22 protein-coding genes are annotated in these 22,876 nt (G+C 37.3%); 17 read left to right on the forward strand and 5 right to left on the reverse strand.

What is annotated here, in order from left to right; genetic code table 11:
• Positions 1–1,125 carry a cyclic dehypoxanthinyl futalosine synthase gene (mqnC, locus tag BLR27_RS00705; RefSeq protein ID WP_090697731.1) on the reverse strand — a complete coding sequence of 375 codons (1,125 nt, stop codon included), beginning with the start codon at positions 1,123–1,125 and terminating at the stop codon, positions 1–3.
• 495 nt (positions 1,126–1,620) lie between these two features.
• Between mqnC and BLR27_RS00710 the strand changes: the two genes are divergently transcribed.
• The 9 genes from BLR27_RS00710 (at position 1,621) to BLR27_RS00750 (ending at position 10,944) form a co-directional block, all read left to right on the forward strand.
• Complete coding sequence (locus BLR27_RS00710; RefSeq protein ID WP_090697734.1) at positions 1,621–1,872, forward strand: hypothetical protein; 252 nt, start codon at positions 1,621–1,623, stop codon at positions 1,870–1,872.
• Positions 1,873–2,217: 345 nt separating this feature from the next.
• Positions 2,218–2,424, forward strand: coding sequence for a GDCCVxC domain-containing (seleno)protein (locus tag BLR27_RS18855; RefSeq protein ID WP_090697738.1), 207 nt, complete (start codon positions 2,218–2,220; stop codon positions 2,422–2,424).
• A 267-nt stretch (positions 2,425–2,691) separates the two neighbouring features.
• A complete protein-coding gene (locus tag BLR27_RS00720) occupies positions 2,692–3,927 on the forward strand; it encodes a M16 family metallopeptidase (RefSeq protein ID WP_090697742.1) in 1,236 nt (411 codons plus the stop codon).
• 1 nt (position 3,928) lies between these two features.
• Positions 3,929–5,203 carry a M16 family metallopeptidase gene (locus tag BLR27_RS00725; protein WP_090697746.1) on the forward strand — a complete coding sequence of 425 codons (1,275 nt, stop codon included), beginning with the start codon at positions 3,929–3,931 and terminating at the stop codon, positions 5,201–5,203.
• Positions 5,204–5,342: 139 nt separating this feature from the next.
• Entirely contained in the window at positions 5,343–6,812 is a 1,470-nt protein-coding gene (gene guaB, locus BLR27_RS00730; RefSeq protein WP_090697750.1) for an IMP dehydrogenase, read from the forward strand.
• 158 nt (positions 6,813–6,970) lie between these two features.
• Positions 6,971–7,555: an LOG family protein gene (locus tag BLR27_RS00735; protein WP_090697754.1), complete on the forward strand. Its 585-nt coding sequence runs from the start codon at positions 6,971–6,973 to the stop codon at positions 7,553–7,555.
• Positions 7,556–7,758: 203 nt separating this feature from the next.
• Positions 7,759–8,619 (forward strand): sigma-70 family RNA polymerase sigma factor, encoded by an 861-nt coding sequence (locus tag BLR27_RS00740; protein WP_090697759.1) that lies wholly within the window; start codon positions 7,759–7,761, stop codon positions 8,617–8,619.
• A gap of 77 nt (positions 8,620–8,696) precedes the next feature.
• Positions 8,697–10,142 carry a glyceraldehyde-3-phosphate dehydrogenase gene (locus tag BLR27_RS00745; protein ID WP_090697763.1) on the forward strand — a complete coding sequence of 482 codons (1,446 nt, stop codon included), beginning with the start codon at positions 8,697–8,699 and terminating at the stop codon, positions 10,140–10,142.
• Positions 10,143–10,155: 13 nt separating this feature from the next.
• Positions 10,156–10,944 carry a PhzF family phenazine biosynthesis protein gene (locus BLR27_RS00750; protein WP_090697766.1) on the forward strand — a complete coding sequence of 263 codons (789 nt, stop codon included), beginning with the start codon at positions 10,156–10,158 and terminating at the stop codon, positions 10,942–10,944.
• Positions 10,945–11,015: 71 nt separating this feature from the next.
• Here BLR27_RS00750 and BLR27_RS00755 read toward each other — a convergent pair whose 3' ends face one another.
• Positions 11,016–11,723 (reverse strand): LOG family protein, encoded by a 708-nt coding sequence (locus tag BLR27_RS00755; protein ID WP_090697770.1) that lies wholly within the window; start codon positions 11,721–11,723, stop codon positions 11,016–11,018.
• 16 nt (positions 11,724–11,739) lie between these two features.
• A complete protein-coding gene (locus BLR27_RS00760; RefSeq protein WP_090697774.1) occupies positions 11,740–13,248 on the reverse strand; it encodes a sodium:solute symporter in 1,509 nt (502 codons plus the stop codon).
• 157 nt (positions 13,249–13,405) lie between these two features.
• Between BLR27_RS00760 and recR the strand changes: the two genes are divergently transcribed.
• The 4 genes from recR (at position 13,406) to BLR27_RS00780 (ending at position 16,126) form a co-directional block, all read left to right on the forward strand.
• Complete coding sequence (recR, locus tag BLR27_RS00765) at positions 13,406–14,023, forward strand: recombination mediator RecR (RefSeq protein ID WP_090697778.1); 618 nt, start codon at positions 13,406–13,408, stop codon at positions 14,021–14,023.
• 51 nt (positions 14,024–14,074) lie between these two features.
• Positions 14,075–14,890 (forward strand): SDR family oxidoreductase, encoded by an 816-nt coding sequence (locus BLR27_RS00770; RefSeq protein WP_090697782.1) that lies wholly within the window; start codon positions 14,075–14,077, stop codon positions 14,888–14,890.
• 17 nt (positions 14,891–14,907) lie between these two features.
• Complete coding sequence (locus tag BLR27_RS00775; RefSeq protein WP_245704380.1) at positions 14,908–15,729, forward strand: alpha/beta hydrolase; 822 nt, start codon at positions 14,908–14,910, stop codon at positions 15,727–15,729.
• Positions 15,730–15,826: 97 nt separating this feature from the next.
• On the forward strand, positions 15,827–16,126 hold the full coding sequence (locus tag BLR27_RS00780; protein WP_090697791.1) for a DUF3817 domain-containing protein: 300 nt from the start codon (positions 15,827–15,829) through the stop codon (positions 16,124–16,126).
• Between the two features lie 47 nt (positions 16,127–16,173).
• On the opposite strand, the gene BLR27_RS00785 is transcribed toward BLR27_RS00780, so the two are convergent.
• A complete protein-coding gene (locus tag BLR27_RS00785) occupies positions 16,174–17,418 on the reverse strand; it encodes a carboxypeptidase-like regulatory domain-containing protein (RefSeq protein ID WP_176767568.1) in 1,245 nt (414 codons plus the stop codon).
• A 588-nt stretch (positions 17,419–18,006) separates the two neighbouring features.
• Here BLR27_RS00785 and BLR27_RS00790 point away from each other — a divergent pair.
• Both BLR27_RS00790 and BLR27_RS00795 read left to right on the forward strand, forming a co-directional pair.
• Entirely contained in the window at positions 18,007–19,050 is a 1,044-nt protein-coding gene (locus tag BLR27_RS00790) for a COX15/CtaA family protein (protein ID WP_090697797.1), read from the forward strand.
• A gap of 316 nt (positions 19,051–19,366) precedes the next feature.
• Complete coding sequence (locus BLR27_RS00795) at positions 19,367–19,783, forward strand: c-type cytochrome (RefSeq protein ID WP_090697800.1); 417 nt, start codon at positions 19,367–19,369, stop codon at positions 19,781–19,783.
• A 294-nt stretch (positions 19,784–20,077) separates the two neighbouring features.
• Here the strand turns inward: BLR27_RS00795 and BLR27_RS00800 are convergent, their stop codons facing one another.
• Positions 20,078–20,965, reverse strand: coding sequence for a YitT family protein (locus BLR27_RS00800; protein WP_090697804.1), 888 nt, complete (start codon positions 20,963–20,965; stop codon positions 20,078–20,080).
• A 277-nt stretch (positions 20,966–21,242) separates the two neighbouring features.
• On the opposite strand from BLR27_RS00800, the gene trpD reads away from it, so the two are divergent.
• The gene (gene trpD / locus BLR27_RS00805) at positions 21,243–22,229 is read left to right on the forward strand and encodes an anthranilate phosphoribosyltransferase (RefSeq protein WP_090697807.1); all 987 of its coding nucleotides are present in this window, start codon (positions 21,243–21,245) and stop codon (positions 22,227–22,229) included.
• Complete coding sequence (locus tag BLR27_RS00810; RefSeq protein WP_090697811.1) at positions 22,226–22,870, forward strand: phosphoribosylanthranilate isomerase; 645 nt, start codon at positions 22,226–22,228, stop codon at positions 22,868–22,870. Before trpD ends, BLR27_RS00810 begins: the two co-directional genes overlap by 4 nt.
• The last annotated feature ends 6 nt before the right edge of the window (positions 22,871–22,876 follow it).

Below are 22,876 nucleotides of genomic sequence, written 5' to 3' on the forward strand. Positions count from 1 at the left end.
TTAGTATTCAATCACCTGCTGTTCAGTCATTTTAGGCAAATCTCTGAACTCATATTGCTGTGTTCTTAGCTGTGGTTCGAAGCCTGCTTCTCTGATAGAATCCTGAATTCCCTGTGAGGTAAACCGGTGGGGAGCTCCCGCTGCTGATACCACATTCTCTTCGATCATGATCGAACCAAAATCGTTGGCTCCGGCATGCAGACAGATCTGTCCGACCTGCTTTCCAACCGTTAACCAGGATGCCTGAATATTTTTCACATTAGGCAGCATGATACGGCTTAATGCAATCATTCGGATATATTCATCGGCAGTCACCTGATTAGTAATTCCCCTTATTTTCTTTAGCAGGGTACCGTCATCTTGAAAAGGCCATGGAATAAAGGCGATAAATCCTTTGGAATCGGCCGGTTTTTCTGCCTGTACTTCGCGCAGCCAAACCAAATGCTCAAAACGTTCTTCCAGTGTTTCTACATGTCCGAACATCATGGTTGCTGAGGTGGTCAATCCTAGCTGATGTGCAGCACGCATTACATCCAGCCATTCCTGTCCGCCACATTTGCCTTTTGAGATCAATCTCCTGACCCGGTCATTCAATATTTCTGCACCTGCACCAGGTAATGAATCAAGTCCTGCTGCCATTAAAGCCTTTAATACCTCGGTATGACTGATTCCTTCCAGTTTGGCGATGTGGGCAATTTCCGGCGGACCTAAAGAGTGTAATTTAAGGGTTGGATATAGGTCTTTAAGTTGTTTGAAAAGATCAACATAGAATTGCAGACCCAGGTCCGGATGGTGTCCTCCCTGTAACAATAGCTGATCTCCCCCGAAACGAAAGGTTTCTTCGATCTTGATCTTATAAGTTTCAATATCAGTGATATAGCTTTCATCATGGCCTGGCCTTCTGAAGAAATTGCAGAATTTACAATTAGCAATACACACATTGGTCGTATTTACATTCCGGTCAATGATCCAGGTTACTTTATTGTGAGGAACTTGTTTTTTGCGCAGCTCATTAGCGGTGTACATCAGTTCGGATGTTGCGGCATGTTTGAACAGGAATAATCCTTCTTCGGCAGATAGAAATTCAAAATTAAGTGCCCTGGTAAGCAGATCGGAGGTTTGCATGCGCAAAGATAAGAGAATTAGCAACCCGATAGTTATCGGGTGAGGGAATTTGACAATTGGTAAATGATTCCTTGTTTACTATCATTCTGATCTTAACAGAGAGGGAACTTATTGCCTCCTGCGAGAACTATAAACGCAAAAATTGCCCGCTCCGGCTATCTGCATTCAGCTTCTTTCTTCAACGCTTATTACCTGCTCCGGGAAGAGTTCTTACCTGCTTCTATATAACCATTAATTAAACATTGTCCTTGCCATGTTTCACAGGAATTCCGGGCTTGCCTTTGGGTGATTTGAAGGCAGCTTTCAGGCTCTTTTTTAGCCTTTTTTTTGAACCTGAATTTTAATCCTGAAAATAAGACGGAGCAGCATTAGCAGATTTTTTCCACAAGCGATTAAATTCTGTACTCATCTGTTAATAAGTCTTTTAAAACCTTGATAAATTTTTTTCCCTTGGGCAAGAAGAATAATTATATTTACTGACCTAACCAATGAAAAATGACTTACAAAGAGCAGTATCTGTATCTCAAGCAGAAAACAGCTGATTCCTATAACCTGTGGATTAAAGCTCAAAATCAACTGGCAAGCGATGAAGATGGCTTTTTAAATGAGCAATTATGGGATAATCTTGAAGAAAGTGCTTCAGACCTTCAAAAGGCTCAGAATGAGTTTAATAAGTTTTGCAGCATCATCCGCAAAGGAAAATACAGTGCCCATGATATTTTGGGAGAACAGCAGGCTTGCGCTTAATTTGTTACCTGTTGTCACCCGATAGCTATCGGGTTGTCTGTGATATAGTACTAATTATAAAATGACCTGGCAATAGTCTTTATTCTGCAGTGTAATAACATTAAGTTTTCAATGAACCGAGGTTTAGTCTTGATTCTTGGTTCTTGAATCTGTTGTCTGTTGTCAATAGAGTTCTGGATCTTTGCCTATTTTGCATGTAAGTAGATCATTAATTAGAGTAATAGGGTCTATTCCGGGTAATTTTATTGGTAAACGAGTCTGAAGATTCTTAACTATTGAATAATTAGTAGAGCGCTAAACTGTACTGACAGTCGTATTTAGTGACAGGCCTAAAGGAAAATCAAAATGGAAGCCATATTAGAATCGACAATCACTTGCCCCAACTGCGGACATAAAAAAGAAGAAATAATGCCGACAGATTCTTGCCAATATTTTTATGAATGTGAAAAATGCAAGAACGTTTTAAAACCACAGCAAGGCGACTGTTGTGTTTATTGCAGTTACGGAAGTGTAAAATGTCCGCCAATTCAACAAGACAAAAAGTGTTGCTAACGAAAGTCAAGTGTTCAATAGCTCATTTCATTGGCAACAGATCTCTCTTCGCGGAAAAATCATCATAACATATAAAATAATTTTCGATCGACGGGATTGACGCAGGATTAAAGATCAATTCGCTCGTTGAGACAAGGCCCGATGGAAAGCAGGATTCCAATTTCCTCACCCGATAACTATCGGGTTGCTAATTCGCTCATTCCCTAATTCATTTTTCCCTGTAAATTTCGCTAATTTTACCTCTCAATTTTCAATCCGATCCGATCTATGGTTTCTTTCGAACGCTTTACACTTGCAAACGGTCTTAAAGTTCTGGTGCATGAAGACCCAACAACTCCAATGGCAGTTGTAAATATTCTGTATGATGTTGGTGCCCGCGATGAGCATCCGGATCAAACCGGTTTTGCCCATTTATTTGAGCATCTCATGTTTGGAGGATCTGTGAATATCCCTTCATACGATGAGCCTTTGCAGCGTGTGGGAGGTGAGAACAATGCTTTCACAAGCAATGATATTACCAATTATTACATTACTCTCCCTTCAGTTAACCTTGAAACTGCTTTCTGGCTGGAAAGCGACAGGATGCTGAACCTTGCTTTTTCTGAAAAAAGTCTTGAAGTTCAACGGAATGTGGTATGCGAAGAGTTTAAACAACGATACCTTAACCAACCTTATGGTGATGTCTGGCTTAAATTAAGGCCGATGGCCTATAAACAGCATCCTTATCAATGGGCAACCATTGGCAAATCGCTTGATCATATAGAAAATGCAAATATTAATGATGTGAAGGCCTTTTTTACCCGTCACTATAATCCTTCAAATGCCATTATGGTTGTTGGTGGTGACGTGAAACTTGATGAAGTTAAACGGCTATCGGAAAAATGGTTCGGAAATATTCCTGCAGGTGAGAAATTACCCCGATTGTTACCCATAGAAGACGATCAGGCAGAAGAACGCAAAGAGACAGTTCAAGCGAATGTGCCCTTAGATGCTATATACAAGGTGTTTCATATGCCAGCACGTACCGAAGCCGGATATTATGCGGCTGATCTGGTTTCAGATATTCTTTCGAGAGGAAATTCATCAAGATTGTTTCGTAATTTATTGAAAGACAAGAAGTTATTTAGCGATATTAATGCTTACCTCACAGGTAGTCTGGATGCCGGATTATTTGTTGTTGAAGGAAAACCACTGCCGGGAGTTTCCATGGAGCTTGCCGAGGCTGCGATATGGGAAGAGTTGGATAGAATTAGCACAGAATTAGTGCCTGATGCCGAACTGACCAAGGTTAAAAATAAAATGGAATCGACCATGGTCTTTTCTGAAATGAGCCTGCTTGATAAGGCGATGAACCTCGCTTATTTCGAGTTGCTTGGAGATGCTAACGAACTTAATTCGGAAACTCAAAAGTACCTGGACGTAAGTTCTGAAGAGATCCGTTCTCAGGCGAAACATATATTCCGTAAGGAAAATTCATCTACTTTATACTATTTAGCTAATTAATATGATAGACAGAGCACTTGCACCGGCATTCGGTGAAGTTGAGAATATAGAGCTGATCAGGGCTAAACCTCTTGTACTTGCTAATGGCTTGAAAATATTCAGTATTGAAGGAGGTGAGCAGGATCTTGTTCGCATAGAATTTATTTTCTCCAATATTGATTACGATCCTGCAAAACCATTGCAGACATTCGCTACGAATACTATGTTGAATGATGGGACTTCAGAGCTTAGTTCGACCGAGATAGCTGATAAGATTGATTATTATGGAGCATTTCTTCAGACTGAATATGCCAATGACCATTCAACAGTAACCTTGTTCACTTTGAATAAGCATTTGGCAAATACTTTACCCATTGTAAAGGCTATTGTTTCAGATTCGATCTTTCCACAAGTTGAACTCGATACCCTGATCCGCAATCAAAAGCAAAAGCTGAGTGTCAGTCTGGAAAAAAATGACTTCCTGAGCCGTAAAACATTCAGTCATGTTTTGTTTGGAGATACTCTTTACGGCTATGATATTTCAGCAGCCGATTATGATAATTTGAGCAGGGATCAGTTAACGACTTATTTTAAGTCGGCCTACCAGCCTAAGAATTGTACCGTTATCGTTTCAGGAAAGGTCAAAGAAGATACCATTACGCTTATTGACAAGTATTTTGGAAAAGATTGGGAAAATTCATTCGATGTAAAAGAGAATGAATTCCATTTTGAAATGGGTTCAGGCGGAGAGCACTATCTTGAAAAGGCAGATGCATTGCAATCTGCTATTCGTATCGGACAAGTGTCAATTAACCGTACCCATGCTGATTTTCCAGGGCTACAGGTTGTTAATACAATATTGGGAGGATATTTTGGTTCCAGATTAATGGCAAATATCCGCGAGGATAAGGGATTTACCTATGGAATTGGTTCGGCATTGGTTTCTTTGAAAAATGCAGGATACTTCTTTATAGCATCTGAGGTTGGTGCAGATGTATGTACTGCTGCTCTAACAGAAATTGAAAAAGAGATCACAATTTTAAAAGAACAGCCTGTAACTGAAGGCGAATTGGCCCTGGTAAGGAACTATATGCTTGGATCGATGTTAGGAAGTCTGGAAAATGCATTGTCACATGCAGATAAATTTAAAAATATTTATTTTTCAGGACTGGACTACGACTATTATAAGAATTACATTAATACCGTAAGAAATATTGGCCCTGCAGAAGTCCAGGCCCTTGCTAATAAATATTTAAATTTTAATTCTTTTGAAAAAGTGATCGTAGGGAAGAAATAAGGTATGGGATATCTGATTCGAGGGTCCGGTTCATGACATTCGAATCAGATATTCTGCTTTCTTATTCAAACCCTAATTCGCATTTTCAATATTTATTTCTATATTTGCCCGGCAAGTAATAACCCCTCAATTATTTGCTATGCACCTAGATCCAGAAAAATTCGTCGCAGAAGGTCTTACCTATGACGATGTACTATTAATCCCGGCTTATTCAGAAGTTTTACCGCGTGATGTTGATACCAGCACCTATTTTACCCGCAAGATAAAATTGAATGTTCCTATTGTTTCGGCAGCTATGGACACCGTTACTGAATCAGGACTCGCAATTGCAATTGCTCAGGCAGGTGGTATAGGTATGCTTCATAAAAATATGAGCATAGCCCAGCAGGCAGATGAGGTTCGTAAAGTAAAGCGTTCAGAAAGCGGAATTATTCAGGATCCGGTAACTCTGGATGTAAATGCCCTGGTTTCAGATGCATTTCTGATCATGAAAGATTATAAGATCGGTGGAATCCCGGTTATTTCAGCAGACCGGAAGCTCGTAGGGATTATTACTAATCGTGATCTTCGATTTCAAAAAGATATGAAACGTCCTGTAAAGGATGTTATGACAAGTGAAAATCTGATCACAGCACCTGAAGGAACAACCTTGAAACAGGCAGAAGAAATTCTTCAGGATTATAAAATCGAGAAACTTCCGGTGGTAGATAAAGACGGTTACTTAACCGGACTGATCACATTCAAGGATATTCAGAAATTCAAAAATTTCCCGAATGCTTGTAAAGATGAGCATGGACGGTTGAGGGTAGGTGCAGCAGTTGGGGTTACTCCTGATACCATCGAGCGTGTTGATGCTTTGGTCAAAGCTGGAGTCGATGTAATTACTATTGACACTGCTCACGGACATTCCCGCGGAGTGATTCAAAAATTAAAAGATGTAAAAGCCAAATACCCTGATCTTCAGGTGGTAGTTGGGAATATTGCAACCGGTGAAGCGGCAATTGCCCTGGCTGATGCGGGTGCAGATGCTGTTAAGGTTGGGATCGGTCCCGGTTCTATTTGTACTACCAGAATCATTGCAGGAGTAGGTGTTCCGCAATTATACGCTGTTTATGAGTGTGCAAAAGCATTGAAGGGTCGGGGAGTACCTGTTATTGCTGATGGAGGTATCAAGCAAACCGGGGATATTGCAAAAGCAATTGCTGCAGGTGCAAGTACGATCATGGCCGGATCATTATTTGCCGGAGTAGAAGAATCACCTGGCGAGACCATTATTTACGAGAGCAGGAAGTTTAAATCATACCGCGGTATGGGTTCTATAGAAGCTATGGAGCAAGGATCGAAAGATCGTTATTTTCAGGATGTGGAAGATGATATTAAAAAACTTGTACCGGAAGGTATTGTTGGACGTGTGCCCTTCAAAGGTTCTCTGGCAGAAGTGATGTACCAGCTTATTGGCGGATTAAGAGCCAGTATGGGATATTGCGGCGCGGCAACAATTGATGATCTTCAAAATGCAAGGTTCGTTAAAATAACTGCTGCCGGAATGCGTGAAAGCCACCCTCATGATATTACGATCACTAAAGAAGCACCTAATTATAGCAGGTAGAAGTTATAAGTTATAGGTTTTAAGTTATACGTTTTAAGTTATAAGCTATAGGTTATACGTTTTAAGTTATACGTTTTAAGTTTTAGGTTATAAGTTCTGGTATTTTATATTCTATACTAAATACTAATTACTCTGTACTAACTACTAAATACTATCCGATGAAATCAATTTCCGTCTTCTGTGGTGCAAACTTTAATGGAGATCCTGTGTTACTTAAAGCAGTAGAAGAACTGGCAGATGTTTTTGCGGAAAAAGATATCACATTGGTGTTTGGCGGAGGCAGGGTAGGAGTAATGGGTCTTATAGCTGATGCGGTTTTGACTCGTGGCGGAAGAGCCATAGGAGTAATTCCTCAGTTTTTGATGGATAAAGAGGTTGGTCATACGGGACTAACAGAGCTGATCATTACCGAGAATATGCATCAGAGGAAGCAGAAGATGGCAGATATTTCTGATGGTATAATAACCATGCCCGGAGGATTTGGAACCATGGAGGAGTTTTTTGAGGTACTGACATGGTTGCAGCTTGGCCTTCATAATAATCCAATCGGATTATTAAACGTGGATGGTTTTTACGATCCATTATTGATGCAGATGGATATGATGGTTGATAAAAAGTTTCTCAAGTCAATTAACCGGGAATTAGTTTTATCGCATGATAATCCGGGAAGCCTTATTACGTTAATGGAGAAGTTCAATTCTAAACCGGATGATGTCTGGTTCAGAGACAGAAATCTGACATAGCTATTTTCTTTTAAAATGTAGATATACTTAATTACACTTTATTATCCCTGAAATGTGATATATGGAATGGTTTTTGTGCTATTAAAAATAGCAATAATTAGTGCTAAATCCTTAAAAATCAGCTAAATTTTGATAAAAAAAATCGCTAACATGGTGGATTTTATTTAGATTTGCAGACTTTTATATAGAGTATTTATTCATAAATGAGACAACTCAAAATAACCCAATCGATTACCAATCGTGAATCTCAGTCATTAGACAAGTATTTGCATGAAATTGGTAAGGTAGATTTAATTACAGCCGAAGAAGAAGTAATTCTTGCACAAAAAATTAGAGAGGGCGATCAGGCAGCTCTGGAGCGTTTGACAAAAACCAACTTACGTTTTGTGGTTTCAGTGGCTAAACAATATCAAAATCAAGGCCTTACTTTAGGTGATTTGATAAATGAAGGAAATCTGGGTCTGATCAAAGCTGCTAAACGTTTTGATGAAACTAAAGGTTTTAAATTTATTTCATATGCTGTTTGGTGGATTCGTCAGTCAATTTTACAGGCTATTGCAGAACAATCCAGAATTGTTCGTTTACCATTGAACCAGGTTGGTTCACTTAGTAAAATAAGTAAAGCTTTTTCAAGACTGGAGCAGGAATTTGAACGTGAACCATCTCCTGAAGAATTAGCAGACAACCTTGAGACTACAGTTGAAAAGATTTCTGATACCTTGAGTAACTCTGGTCGCCATGTTTCTATGGATGCACCATTTGTTCAGGGAGAAGAAAATACATTGCTTGATGTTCTTGAGAACAGTGATCCTAATACAGACAGTAACCTGATCAATGAATCATTATCTGAAGAGATTAAACGTTCATTGTCTACACTAACTGAAAGGGAACGTGAAATCATTGTGTTATTCTTCGGACTAAGTACCAATCATCCGCTTTCTCTCGAAGAGATCGGTGAGAAATTTAACCTGACCCGTGAGCGTGTTCGTCAGATCAAAGACAAAGCATTGCAGCGTTTACGCCATACATCAAGAAGTAAGATCTTGAAATCTTACCTGGGGTAACCGAAATATAATTTTGAATGAGAAAGATTGGGTCATGGCCCGATCTTTTTATTTTTTAGACATTTTATTTTTTAGATATGTTAGAAAAATACGAGAACGAGTTTAGCAGCTGGATTGATAAGGAGAAAAAAGCTATTGAGCTTATTAATGTTGTTGGTAAACTCTGGTTTGATCGCTCCATTGAACTTGTCCTTTTCAGAAAACCCCTTTTTGATATCGGTAGCAGTGAAGTTCTTGCCCATCATCAATATGCAAGGCAGCTGATCAATAAAAACATTTCTATCTATGAAACCCTGGCAATTGCACAGGCAATAGCAAAGTCAAACCTTGCCCCGTCTCGTATTGATATTGGCCGTTTAGCTACTGAATGGCTGGATGCCGATGGTGATTTTTCGGATATAGAAAATTTCATTATTAAAAAACTTGCTCACCACATCGGTAAGGATAAGATTAAAATGCAAGCCAGAGATGTTGTTCTCTATGGTTTTGGCCGCATTGGACGAATTGCAGCAAGGGAATTGGTAATGCAGGCTGGAAAGGGAGAGCAATTGCGTCTGAGAGCTATTATAACACGCACCAATAGTGATGAAGACCTGACTAAACGTGCTGACCTTCTAAGGAATGATTCCGTTCATGGACCTTTTCTGGGTACAATAACAGAAGATTTTGACAACAGAGCATTGGTCATCAATGGTCAGCTTATTTATATGATCGCTGCAAGTGATCCTTCTGATATTGATTATACTGCTTTTGGAATCAATAATGCGTTATTAATTGATAATACCGGTGTCTTTCGTAGTCGTGAAGAGTTGAGTAAGCATTTGTTGTCCAAGGGTATCGAAAGAGTGCTACTAACTGCCCCAGGAAAAGGTGACGTTCCGAATATTGTTTTTGGGATCAATCACCAGGAGTTTGACTCTTCTGAAACTATTTTTTCTGCTGCCTCTTGTACCACAAATGCTATTGTTCCGGTTTTGAAAATTGTTCAGGATATTTTTGGTATAGAAAAGGGACATATTGAAACTGTCCATAGTTATACTAATGATCAGAATTTGCTGGATAATTACCATAAGAAATACCGTCGCGGCCGTTCAGCAGCATTAAATATGGTCATTACCGAGACAGGTGCTGACAAGGCTGTGTCAAAGGTATTTCCTGCTTTGGAAGGCAAATTAACAGGTAATGCAGTTCGGGTTCCTACACCTGATGTATCTCTTGCTATCCTGAATTTGACTCTGAATACAGAAATTACCAAAGCAAAAATTGAAGAGGTATTAAAAGATGCTTCTCTTTTTGGTGATCTGGTAGAACAGATTGAGTATTCTATTTCAAATGAGTTGGTTTCTAGTGATGTGATAGGGAATAGCCATGCTTCAATTATTGACGGACCCGCTACAATTATCTCAAAAGACGGGAAATCAGTTGTATTGTATGTCTGGTATGATAACGAATATGGGTATACCCGTCAGGTGGTGCGTCTGGCCAAATCTTTGGCAGGGGTAATTCGTCTTACTTATTATTAATAATTTAAAGATCATGCTAACTATCCCAATATTTCAGGTTGATGCTTTTACCGATAAATTATTTGGTGGAAACCCCGCTGCAATTTGCCCCTTGAAGGAATGGTTGCCTGCACCTGAAATGCAAAAGATTGCTGCTGAAAATAATCTTGCTGAAACAGCCTTTTTTATTCATCAGGGCCACGATTTCGAATTACGATGGTTTACACCAGAATCGGAAATAGATCTGTGCGGTCATGCCACTTTAGCGACTGCCCATATTTTGTTTACTCAATTAAATTATACCTCTGATAAGATACATTTTCATACATTAAAGGCAGGAACGCTGACAGTAAGTAAGGAAAATGATCTTTATACACTAGATTTTCCTGCACGTCTTCCTTTGGTCTGTGATGTACCTGCAGGGTTGGTTGAAGCCCTTGATGGTCCCAAACCAGTTGAAATACTTCGTTCCAGGGATTATTTTATTGTTTATGAAACTGAAGAAGATGTAAGGTCACTCAAGCCCGATTTCAACATACTGAAGCAATTTGACTCACTAGGATTTGTGGTTACTGCTCCCGGAACTAACAGTGATTTTGTTTCCCGATTTTTTGCACCGGCTGTTGGAATAAATGAAGACCCGGTTACAGGATCGGCGCATTGTAACCTTATCCCTTATTGGGCTGCCCGCCTAGGTAAAGAGAAACTTCATGCTTACCAGGTTTCCGACCGTTGTGGTGAATTATGGTGCGAGAGTAAAGGTGACCGAGTTTTAATGTCAGGCAAGGCTGTAACCTACCTGAAGGGTGAAATATTTATATAGTTGATGGGATATCAGTTCTATGAATAATATTTGTTTATTCCTGTAAACCAATATTTATACAACACCTATTCTTAAAAATTCGGTTTCAAAACATACTTTTCATAGAATCTGAAGATATGCTCTGTAGCTTCCTCTGCGGTATCAACCAGACGATATAGATTAAGGTCATCTTCTTTGATATTATTTTCTACATTGAGCATTGTGTTCTTTACCCAGTCCATCAATCCTGACCAGTAATCTTTCCCAACAAGTACGATCGGGAATCGTGCAACCTTTCCGGTTTGTATCAATGTTAATGCTTCAAACATCTCATCCATTGTTCCAAATCCTCCAGGCAATACAATGAAACCCTGTGAATATTTCATGAACATCACTTTTCTGACAAAAAAATAATCAAATTCCAGAATTTTGTCGCGGTCGATATATTTATTATGAAACTGTTCAAATGGAAGGTCAATATTTAATCCTACAGATTTACCTCCTGCCTCAAATGCTCCTTTGTTTGCCGCCTCCATAATACCGGGACCACCTCCTGAAATGACACCGTATCCTCGTTCAGTCAAAATGCGGGCACAATCTTCTGCAATCTTATAATACTTATTTTCCTGGGATGTTCTGGCAGATCCGAAAATAGAAACACATGGACCTATTTTAGCTAGTTTTTCAAAACCATCCACAAATTCAGCCATGATCTTGAATATTTGCCAGGAGTCTGTAACCTTTATTTCCTGCCAATTTTTATTCTCAAATGCATTTCTTAGCTTATCATCCATACTCATGCGCTCATATATTGAATTAAAATTGAGTGTTACTTGTTTTTGGTTTGCTGATGATCAATAAGCCTATGAAGGTAATTAAACCATTTACAACGATCAGTTCATTATCGAAGACATAACCACCCATTAACATTTTTGAATTTGCATTCAGGAAGAAGCAAATAGCTGGAGATAATATACATATAAATGGAACCAGTTTGTCTTTTACACCTCTGCTCTTTAAAAACAGACCAAATCCATAGAGTCCTAGTAATGGTCCATAGGTATAAGATGCAACGGTGAAAATTGCACTGACAACAGCCGCATTGTTCACAATATTGAATAGAATTACAACGAGGAACATGAGCAAGGAAAAACCAATATGAACCATATGTCTGTTTCTTATTGCTGAAGCCGAATTTAAATCCGCTTTTTTCGAAAAGCCAAGAAAGTCGACACAAAATGAAGTCGTTAAGGCAGTTAATGCTGAATCTGTGGTTGCAAAAGTCGCTGCTGTCAAACCTAACATAAATACTATTGCCGGTATTGCCGACAAATGATTAAATGCTATTTCCGGAAATAAAAAGTCGGTACGTGGTTTACCTGTTATGCTGTCTAAAGGAATTGAAATTCCATATTTGCTGGCGTAAACATAAAGTAAGGCTCCAACACTTAAAAAGAAAATGTTGATTATCACAAATACTGCGGTGAAGGTGAACATGTTTTTTTGTGCCTCACCAATGTTCTTGCAACTCAGATTTTTCTGCATCATATCCTGGTCCAGACCAGTCATAGCGATTGTAACAAAAATTCCTCCCAGTAATTGCTTACTTACATGGAACTTACTGGTAATGAAATCTTCATAGAAGAAAACTTTTGAATAACCACTGTTCTTGATCGTTTCAAAGGCCTGAAAAATATTAAGATCCAGGCTATCACAAATAAAGAATATTGTAAGTATAACTGACGATACAAGAAATACAGTTTGAAGGGTATCTGTAATGATGATCGTTTTCAATCCACCCTTAAAAGTATAAGACCAGATCAATCCAAGGGAAATCAAAACTGTGGCCCAGAAGGGTATTCCATATGAGTCAAAAATGAATCGCTGCAGTACGATCACAACTAAATAAAGTCTGAATGAAGATCCAATCGTTCTGCTTAAAAGAAAGATACTTGCCGCAGTTTTATAGCTATATGTTCCAAGACGCTCTTCAATATAGGTATAGATAGAAGTCAGGTTCATCCGGTAATACAATGGCAGTAATACGGTAGCAATCAGGATAAAGCCAATTGCATTTCCCAGGACGAACTGAAAATATTTGAATTCATTTCCTGCCGGATTTCCTACTTCTCCGGGAACTGAGATGAAAGTAACTCCGGATAATGCAGTCCCGATCATACCAAAAGCTACCAGATACCATTTGGAGTTTTTGTTTGCAGTAAAAAAGGTAGAGTTATCTGATGATTTTTTTGAAGTGAAATATGATATTCCTAATAGTATCATAAAATATCCTATTAAGAAACTAAGTAAAATTCCTGGAGCCATAAAGTTATTTTTGGTGATAAGGGGCTAAATTAACAATTAAGTTCTTAATTTATTTAAATCATTTATTGTTCTTGTGCAATTTGTACAGAAGATTATTCTGTCAATTTATACCACAACAAGGTGTATAAAGATTAAGTTTTAAATTTAAATTTGTAGAATGAATTTTTCTTCTAAACTTTTGGAAAACGCTGTCAATGAATTTTCTGCTTTACCTGGAATTGGTCAGAAAACAGCTTTGCGCTTAGTTTTGCATCTGCTTAATCAGCCGAATGCCGAGGTTGAAAAATTCAGTAATGCTCTCACAGTTTTAAAAAGAGATATTCGTTTCTGTGAAGTTTGCTTTAATATTTCTGATCATCCGGTATGTCAGATCTGCAATTCAATAAAACGCGATAAATCGCTTGTTTGTGTGGTAGAAGATACTCGTGATGTGATGGCTATTGAAAATACTGGTACTTATCAGGGTGTTTATCATGTATTGGGAGGCTTAATTTCTCCTATGGATGGTGTTGGACCATCGGATCTTACTATTGATAGGCTCGTAGAGCGGGTAAGTATGGGTGGGATAAAAGAAGTAATACTTGCTATAAGCGCCACTATGGAGGGGGATACAACCATCTTTTATCTGTACAAAAAGCTTAAAGATTCCGGAATTCAAATCAGTACCATTGCCCGGGGAATTGCCTTTGGTGGTGAATTGGAATATGTAGATGAAATTACTCTTGGCAGATCAATTGCCACGCGTATTCCTTATGAGAATTCCCTGGCCAGATGATCAGGCCATTAACCATAGTGTATATTTTCATTTAAATTATAATCCTATACAATGGATCTCAAAAATAAAACAGTGATAATAACCGGCGCATCTTCCGGAATTGGAAAGTCTTGTGCAGAGCAATTTGCAAAAAAAGGTGCTAATCTGGTTCTGGGTGCACGTCAGTATGTAACACTTTGCGAAATTGCTCAGGATCTTGAACAACGCTATGGTATAAAAGCGATTGCTGTTCAGTGTGATGTTTCAAAAGAATCAGACTGTATTGATCTGATCAATCATGCTAACAGTACTTTTAAAAGAATAGATGTGCTCGTGAATAATGCAGGTATTTCTATGAGGGCATTGTTTAATGACCTTGACCTGCTTGTTTTGCGTAATTTAATGGATGTCAATTTTTGGGGAGCGGTTTATTGTACCAAGTATGCATTGCCTGAGTTACTTAAACATAAGGGTTCTGTGGTTGGTGTTTCCTCAATAGCGGGTTACCGCGGACTTCCAGGAAGAACCGGTTACTCGGCCTCAAAATTTGCCCTGAATGGTTTTTTGGAATCATTGCGTGTTGAAAATTTAAAAACCGGTTTACATGTGATGATCGCATCTCCTGGATTTACTGCATCAAACATCCGAAATGTTGCACTTGCAAAAGATGGTACATCGCAGGGTGAAACAAGTATGGATGAAGCTAAAATGATGAGCTCAGATGAAGTTGCCACGATCATAGTCAGAGGAATTGAGCAGCGTAAGCGCTCACTGATCATGACTGCACAAGGTAAACTCACGGTCTTTCTTAATAAAGTATTGCCCGCCTGGTTAGATGGTCTCGTTTATAATCATTTTACAAAAGAAAAGGATCCCCTTATTAAATGAAGCTATATCTGTTTTTTATGCTTTTTTTGCTTTCTGAAATTTCAGCTGCATTTGCCGGTATTGGTATAAGACGTGATATCTCCTACAGAGGGCAGTCGCAGAACGTTAGAAACTTTTTGGATGTGTATTATCCGAAAAACACAGAAACCACTAAAGATGTTCTGGTTTTTATTCATGGTGGATCCTGGAATAGCGGAAAGAAAGATACTTATTGGTGGCTGGGAAAAAATATGGCCCGTAAAAATGTCATCTCGGTGATCATCAATTATAGTTTAAGTCCCAAATCACAGTACGAACAAATGGCTTATGATTGTTCGGAAGCTTTAAAGTGGGTAAAAGATAGTATTGCGACCTATGGCGGAAGTCCCGATAGGATCTTTGTAATGGGGCATTCAGCTGGAGGGCATCTGGCCGCATTGATCAATAATGATCCCAGATTTTTTAAACGGGCAGGGATTTCAAATCCAATACGCGCAGTGATCCTGAATGATGGATTCGGACTTGATATGTTCGAATATCTGAATGCAGCTGAAAAGAATGAACAGACCGAGAGTTTTTTAAATACTTTTTCAAAGGATGAAGAATTATGGAAGATAGGTTCCCCTATGTTTTATCTTGAAAATGTACAAAACCCCTTTCTGATCTTTGTTGGAGAACATACTTATCCAGCTATTAAGCTTCAGTCTGATCGCCTATACAAGGACCTCTTAAAAGCTAATAAACCAACAGAAATCAATATTGTAAAACACAAAAAGCATGTTGGCATGATCTCTCAGATGATCTTTCGGAATAATCAAATGTATGATCTGATCTTAACCTTTATGAATAAGTATCACTGATTCTGCTTACTTGAAATTAATTGAAGGATTTACTTTCAGCTGATTTTACTTTTCCGGATTTTCAATATTTTTGACGCGATAATAATTCAAAATAACCATGTTTAAAACTCCACTTGACCGATTTCGTTTTATCGCATTTGTTGAAGGCTGTTCATTTCTCCTGATCGGATTCACTATGATACTTAAATACCGGTATGATATGCCCGGACCAAATTATGTGGTTGGAATGGTTCATGGCGTGCTTTTTATACTTTATATAGTATTGCTTCTGCAGGTTACTTTTTTATATAAATGGTCATTCTGGAAGCTTACAATGGGTTTTGTTGCTTCTTTAATACCTTTTGGTACATTTTATGCTGATAAGAAATTGTTTTCAAAACAAGATCCCCGTATATAATTAGCTCTTCAATTGAAGAGCTGAAAAGCTCTTAATGTAATCTAAAACTACATCTTTCTTTGAATTTTCTTTATGGCCGTTTCAATGGATTTTTCTGGTTCAATAATATTGTATTCTCCCCAGAATTCAGGATCGGCAAAATTTGATACTTTATCGATCATGATCACGTTTTGCCTGAGTTTCTCGGTTGTTTTTTTGGCATCATTAAATCCCTTTTTCCAATCGGTTACAGCAAGCTCTATGGTTGATTCATAGGTTGAATTGAAAAGTTTTTTATCCCAGTTTACTCTGAAAATAATATCGCCGCGGGAATATCCAAAGAGCCATTTACCATTGCTTTCACGATAGTTAATTTGATAGGATGCCACTGTTGGGTATACTTCTGCACCAATCGGTTTCTTTTGAGTAACCATATTGCTTACTGCTTTTCTGTTTTCAACATTCAGGTTAAAGGTGGCACTGATCACTGCCAGACTCTCGGTATCAATGTATAATTTCCCATAATAAAGTGGGTCTATAATCTGCGGACGTTGTTTAAATGAAAGAACATAAACTTTTCTGTCATCTATCTGTGTGTTGTTTTCCAGGCTAAATGTGTAATTAGCTAAGGGATCATCGGTAAAAATAATATCAGGATATTTCATGATGTCCAGAAAAATGGTTGTATATGGTCCGCCCTGTAGTTTAAAGGTCAGGGTGTCAAGTTTTGTATAATCCGTATTTTTTCTCCCCTTGAATAATTGGATAAAATCATCTGTATTGCTGATATAAGGTTGTTTTTCAATTTCTACAACAGATTCGGAAAGTGACAAATATGTTTTACGCTTTTTGATGGTCTCCCGGTAAAATCCGGTCATCAGGTTTTGATCTTTACTGTAATTCTGCTCTCTTTTTTGTAAAACTTGTTTAAAAAGTAATTCTGCATCATTTGTTGATACTATTACCTCGCCCAGAGCAATATTATATGGATCGAGTGTGATTAAGTTATTATCAGGCTTTAATTCTTTCAGACTTACGACTTTGTTTTTATAGCCTATATAGCTGAGCATCAATTGACCAGCCAGTTTGTTATTTGGAACTTTAATAGAGAATTCACCTTCACTATTGGTTACAGTAGAAATATTGGTCCCCATTAGTGATAATGTTGCAAAACTTAGCTCCTTTTTGTTCCTGCTATCGGCAACCTTACCTTTATATTGGGTAAAAGTGATCGAATCGGCCAAATTTGCTTTCTTGCTGGATGCAATCAGGTTTACTGTGTTTGATCCAATAAATAACAGTAATAAAGACATTGTCCTTATTGCTTTTAAGACTGAGTAGGTCTGCGTTTTCATACTAAGGAATTAAAGTATTTTTTTAATTCATTGGTGTTTGCCCTCTGAATATAATTGGTATTACAAATTTACTCAGGTTTCCCGGTATTTATTTCAATGAATTTACCCTGTAATTCCTGTTTTTTGAATTTTTGATTCAAATGAATCCGAATTTACATGGAAGTTACATTTTAATACTGTTATTTTTAAAAATAATTTATTGTAAATTATTGATTTTTAATAAGTTATGTCAATGCATAGCAGATTAATGTATTCTGTCTTAGAAGCTGAAAGAATTTTATTTGACAATTTACTGACTCTGAATATTGAAAATGTTACATAAATGACTGATAATCTGACCAGTAAAAGTAAGGTAGTCGGATTTTAAACTTTTTTTCAAGTGTTTTTCGTAAAAAATAATCTCCTTAACCTCGCGATTGCTTTAGATAGATTTCAGCATTTCTCCCTCAATTTTGACATTCACTTGTTTAAATTCTCATGGCAATAAGTTTTTAATACAGATATTTGAATACATTATTTCAGTCCTTTTATTCTAAAACATTAACAATGAGTTTGCCTAAAAATAATCGTCATGTGGTCATTTGGTTGTATGTTGGTTTGATCATGATCATGATCCAGGTTATTATTGGAGGTATAACACGCTTAACAGGATCTGGATTGTCTATTACAGAATGGAAGCCAATAATAGGGGCTTTCCCTCCTATGAATGAACAAGCATGGCAGGAGGCTTTTGATAAGTATAAAGAGATAGCTCAGTTCAAACATCTCAACAGCCATTTCTCTTTAAGTGATTTCAAGTTTATTTTTTTCTGGGAATGGCTTCATCGTGATTGGGCGAGGCTCATGGGACTTGTATTCATTTTTCCTTTCATTTACTTTTTGATAAGCAAAAAGATCCAAAGGAACATGGTCAACCCAATGATCATTTTATTTTTGTTGGGTGGTTTGCAGGGAGCAATAGGCTGGATTATGGTACAAAGCGGACTTAATGATGAAAATTTATACGTCAGCCATATACGACTGGCAATTCACTTTATTTCAGCACTGATATTGTTATGTTATGTATTCTGGTTCGCATTAAAGCTTAGCATTACAGAAAATCAAGTTCTGCATGTACCAGTAATTAAGAATATCAATATATGGCTATTGGTCCTGCTTACTTTTCAGTTAATATATGGCGCATTTATGGCAGGTTTACGTGCTGCCTTTGCTGCAATTACCTGGCCTGATATCAATGGGATGTTATGGCCTTCCGGAATGTTTACCCAGGGAAGCTTTATGGAAGATATCACACATAACTTGATCACCGTGCAATTTATTCATAGGGGATTAGCCTATATTATCTGTATTCCTGTTATTATTTGGTTCTTCAAAACTAAAAATTTAGCTCAGAGCACTTTATTATACAAGGTCAGGTATCTGCCAGTATTATTATTATTCCTTCAAATACTTTTAGGTGTGCTGACAGTATTAAATACTACCGGTGAAATCCCTTTGATATATGCGATTCTGCATCAATTTGTTGGAATGTTATTCCTGCTTTCATTTGTGTATACTTTGTTTTTGAGCAGGGGCATTCTCAGAGAATAAATGTTTATTGCTATTTTAAACTCAGTCTGTCTAAAAAGTCTGTAAATATTTAATAAAAACTCTGTTGTATAAGATATTGCATGTTTTTAAGAATGCTTAATTTTAAATATAAAGCCTGGCTTTTAGACGAACTAACGTTAGCTAACATTTTGCTCATCTTAACATTTTCACTGATATTGAAATATCTATTGCTGATTCTTTGAATTAACCTTGAAAAGAAATTAAATAAGAACATAGATTTGTTTTAATGTAAAATCGAGGAGAGCACGAAAAGCAAAAAATACAATAATTTAAATCTATTGAGAATAGCGCTAATATGTTTAGAAAGAAAAACATGCTTTTTTTCGGTTGTTTATTATTTGCAACATTCTATCTTCTTTCTTGTAACAATAAACCTGAACAAAAGAATTCAAGGAAAACGATTGATTATATCAGACAAATACCAGGTATAAACGATAGCATACCTGACGAAGTTGCCGAAAAAGGTAAAGTATTGATCGCATATTCAGATTGTTATACTTGTCATAAAATTAACCAAAGATCGGTGGGTCCGGCTTTTAATGATATAGCAAAAAGATATCCTGTAAATAAAGTTTATATTGAGATGCTTGCTCGAAAAGTGATCATGGGAGGAAGCAGAAGTTGGGGCTATCCAGTAATGGACCCTCATCCCAAACTATCATTTGAAGAGGCAAAAACGATGGTTGCCTACATCTTGTCGATGAAAAAGTAATTCACCGATCGATGTGATACAATTATTAAGTCTGCCATCTGAAGCGCCTAAACATCACCGGAAGCTGCACCGTTTTTGTATTATCAGAAATACTAATTTTGAAGAACTTAGAAAAGGTAACGACATATAATTGCATTGCCGCAAGTGTAGGCATGACGTCGTTATTTCGTCACTAGTGCACTTTCGACTTCAGTTTTCGGCTTGACTATTTTTTAAATTTAAGCTAGCATATTGAAAATTCTAATCTGCAGTTTAAAGGAAGAAAAAATTTGTTTTTATTAGTATGATGGGGTATTAATGCAGTGGCCTTGGTTTGATAATACCCCCTTTTGTTTCACTAATGGTGTTCATTACGATGAATGCTTTATGATCAATTAGTTCAACCTCTTCTTTTAACTTGGATACTTCCAAACGGGTTACTACTGTAAAGATGATATCGATATCTTTATTTTTAAACTGAGAATGTTCCAGTCCTCTTTCACCTTTATATATAGTTACACCGCGACCTAGTTTTTTGGTTATTGCTTCTCTTATTTTAGCACTCTTGGAAGAAATGATAGTTACCCCGGTATACTCTTCAATTCCTTGGATGATGAAATCAACTGTTTTGGATGCAGATAAATAGGTTAATATAGAGTAAAGTGCAGTTTCAATGTTAAGGATAAAGGCAGCAACAATAAAGATAACTACATTGATCAGCAAAATAATATCTCCCATACTCAGAATGCTGGTTCTGTTAATATAAACAGCCAGAATTTCAGTGCCATCTATCACGCATCCACCTCTTATTGCCAATCCGATTCCTGCTCCGAGAAAAAAGCCACCAAAAATTGATATTAGTAATTTGTCGTCGGTGATCACGGGGAAATCTATGAAATAGATCACTGATGCAAGCGCCAGAATTGCCAGTGTGGTTTTTATAGCAAAACTCTTACTGATCTGCCTGGCACCCATAAATATGAAAGGGGTATTAAAAACGATGATCCAGATTGAAACTGGTATACCAGTCAGCTGATAGGTTAGAAGTGAAATCCCGGTAATACCGCCATCAATAAAATGATTGGGTAAAAGAAAACTTTTTAGTCCGAATGATGCCAGAAAAACACCTAAAATTATAAGTGCGGCTTTTCCTAAATATATTTTTAATTTAAATATTCTTCTTGATTTTCTGGTTGCCCTCATATTTTTAAAATTACAAAAAAGGTTTGCAGCTAATGAAAAGTTTATTCATATTTGCTTAAACAATGATAATAAAGCAAATATATACGATCTGGTGGTGGCAAATGTTCAAACATTCGGCAATCAGTTAGGTATGTGTTTTTCAGTATAAAGAAAATAATACTAAGGGTTGCTCAGAGAGCAACCCTTTTTTGTTAAAAACATATTTGTCGTGAAAAGAAGCTTTTAAAATCTATCAGTTTAAAATATCCGGCTTTGCTGCCTGAAATATAAAATATCTATGAAAAAAATATTAAATCACCTATTTGAACAAAAGACCTTTGGGAGGGATGAATCGAAGGAGATTTTGACCAATATCACGCTTGGAAAATATAATGCATCACAAATGGCGGCATTCATGGCCGCATACTGTATGCGAAATATTACTGTTGAAGAACTCGAAGGTTTCAGAGACGGAATGCTTGAACTATGCCTGAAGGCAGATCTGCATGAATATGAATTGATAGATCTGTGTGGAACTGGTGGTGATGGTAAAGATACTTTTAATATTTCTACTCTTGCCTCATTTGTGGTTGCTGGTGCCGGATATAAGGTTTCCAAGCATGGGAATTATGGTGTTTCTTCAGGCTGTGGTTCATCCAATGTGATGGAATATCTTGGCTATACTTTTACAAATGATTCTGATCATTTGAAGAAATCTTTAGATGAAGCAGGAATTTGCTTTTTACATGCTCCATTATTTCATGCGGCAATGAAAACTGTTGCACCTATCAGAAGAGAGTTGGGTGTAAAAACTTTTTTCAATATGTTGGGTCCTCTTGTGAATCCGGCCAGGCCTAAATATCAGATGGTTGGAGTATTTAGCCTTGAGCTGGCTCGATTATATGCCTATCTATATCAAAAATCAGACACAAAGTATACGATTGTTCATGCGCTTGAAGGGTATGATGAGATTTCGCTGACCTGTGATTTTAAAACTTTTTCAGCTTCCGGCGAGCATATTCATTCAATAGCTCAGTTAGGATTTGAGAAAATTGACCCTGCTAAAATTGGTGGTGGTAGTACTGTTAAGGAATCGGCAGATATTTTTAAAGCAGTTCTGGAAGGGGAGGGGACTACTGAACAAAACAATGTTGTGGTTTGTAATGCAGCTGTAGCAATTCGCACGATAAAACCTGAGCAATCTTTTGCCGACTGTTTTTATGAAGCAGAAGAATCACTGCAGAGTAAGAAGGCGCTGAATAGTTTTAAGAAAATGCTTTCATGAAAATAAAGGTTTGCGGGATGAGAGATCCGGATAATATTGTTGATCTGGCTCAGTTGAAGCCTGATTACATGGGATTGATCTTTTATCCTCAATCTAAGCGATTTGCTGGAAATCCGGATAAAAGTGTATTAAGTTCACTGCCTGATTCCATCAAGTTAACCGGAGTTTTTGTTAATGAAAAAATTGAAGAAATAATACAAAAGGTAGATGAATATGACTTGAATGCCGTTCAGCTGCATGGTTCTGAATCGGATTTATTTTGTAAGCAGTTGAGAGATATGCTAAATCTCAGAATGCCGATTAAAAAAATTGAAATAATAAAGGCATTTGGAATTTTTCCCGGCTTTGATTTTAATGAACTAAAACCATTTAATGACGTGGTAGATTACTTTTTGTTTGACACAAAAACTGCAGCACATGGGGGATCCGGTATCATGTTCGACTGGAAAATACTTGATCAGTATAAGGGGCAAAAACCGTACTTTCTAAGTGGCGGTTTAAGTCCCGAAAATATTCCTGAGATCAGTAATTTAGGGCTTGAATATTTATATGGCATAGATCTGAATAGTAAATTTGAATTGGAACCGGGATTAAAAGATATAAATAGTCTTAAATCCGCATTTGAATTAGTGAGAATTTAAAATTAT

This window comes from Daejeonella rubra (assembly GCF_900103545.1).
Classification (GTDB): domain Bacteria; phylum Bacteroidota; class Bacteroidia; order Sphingobacteriales; family Sphingobacteriaceae; genus Daejeonella; species Daejeonella rubra.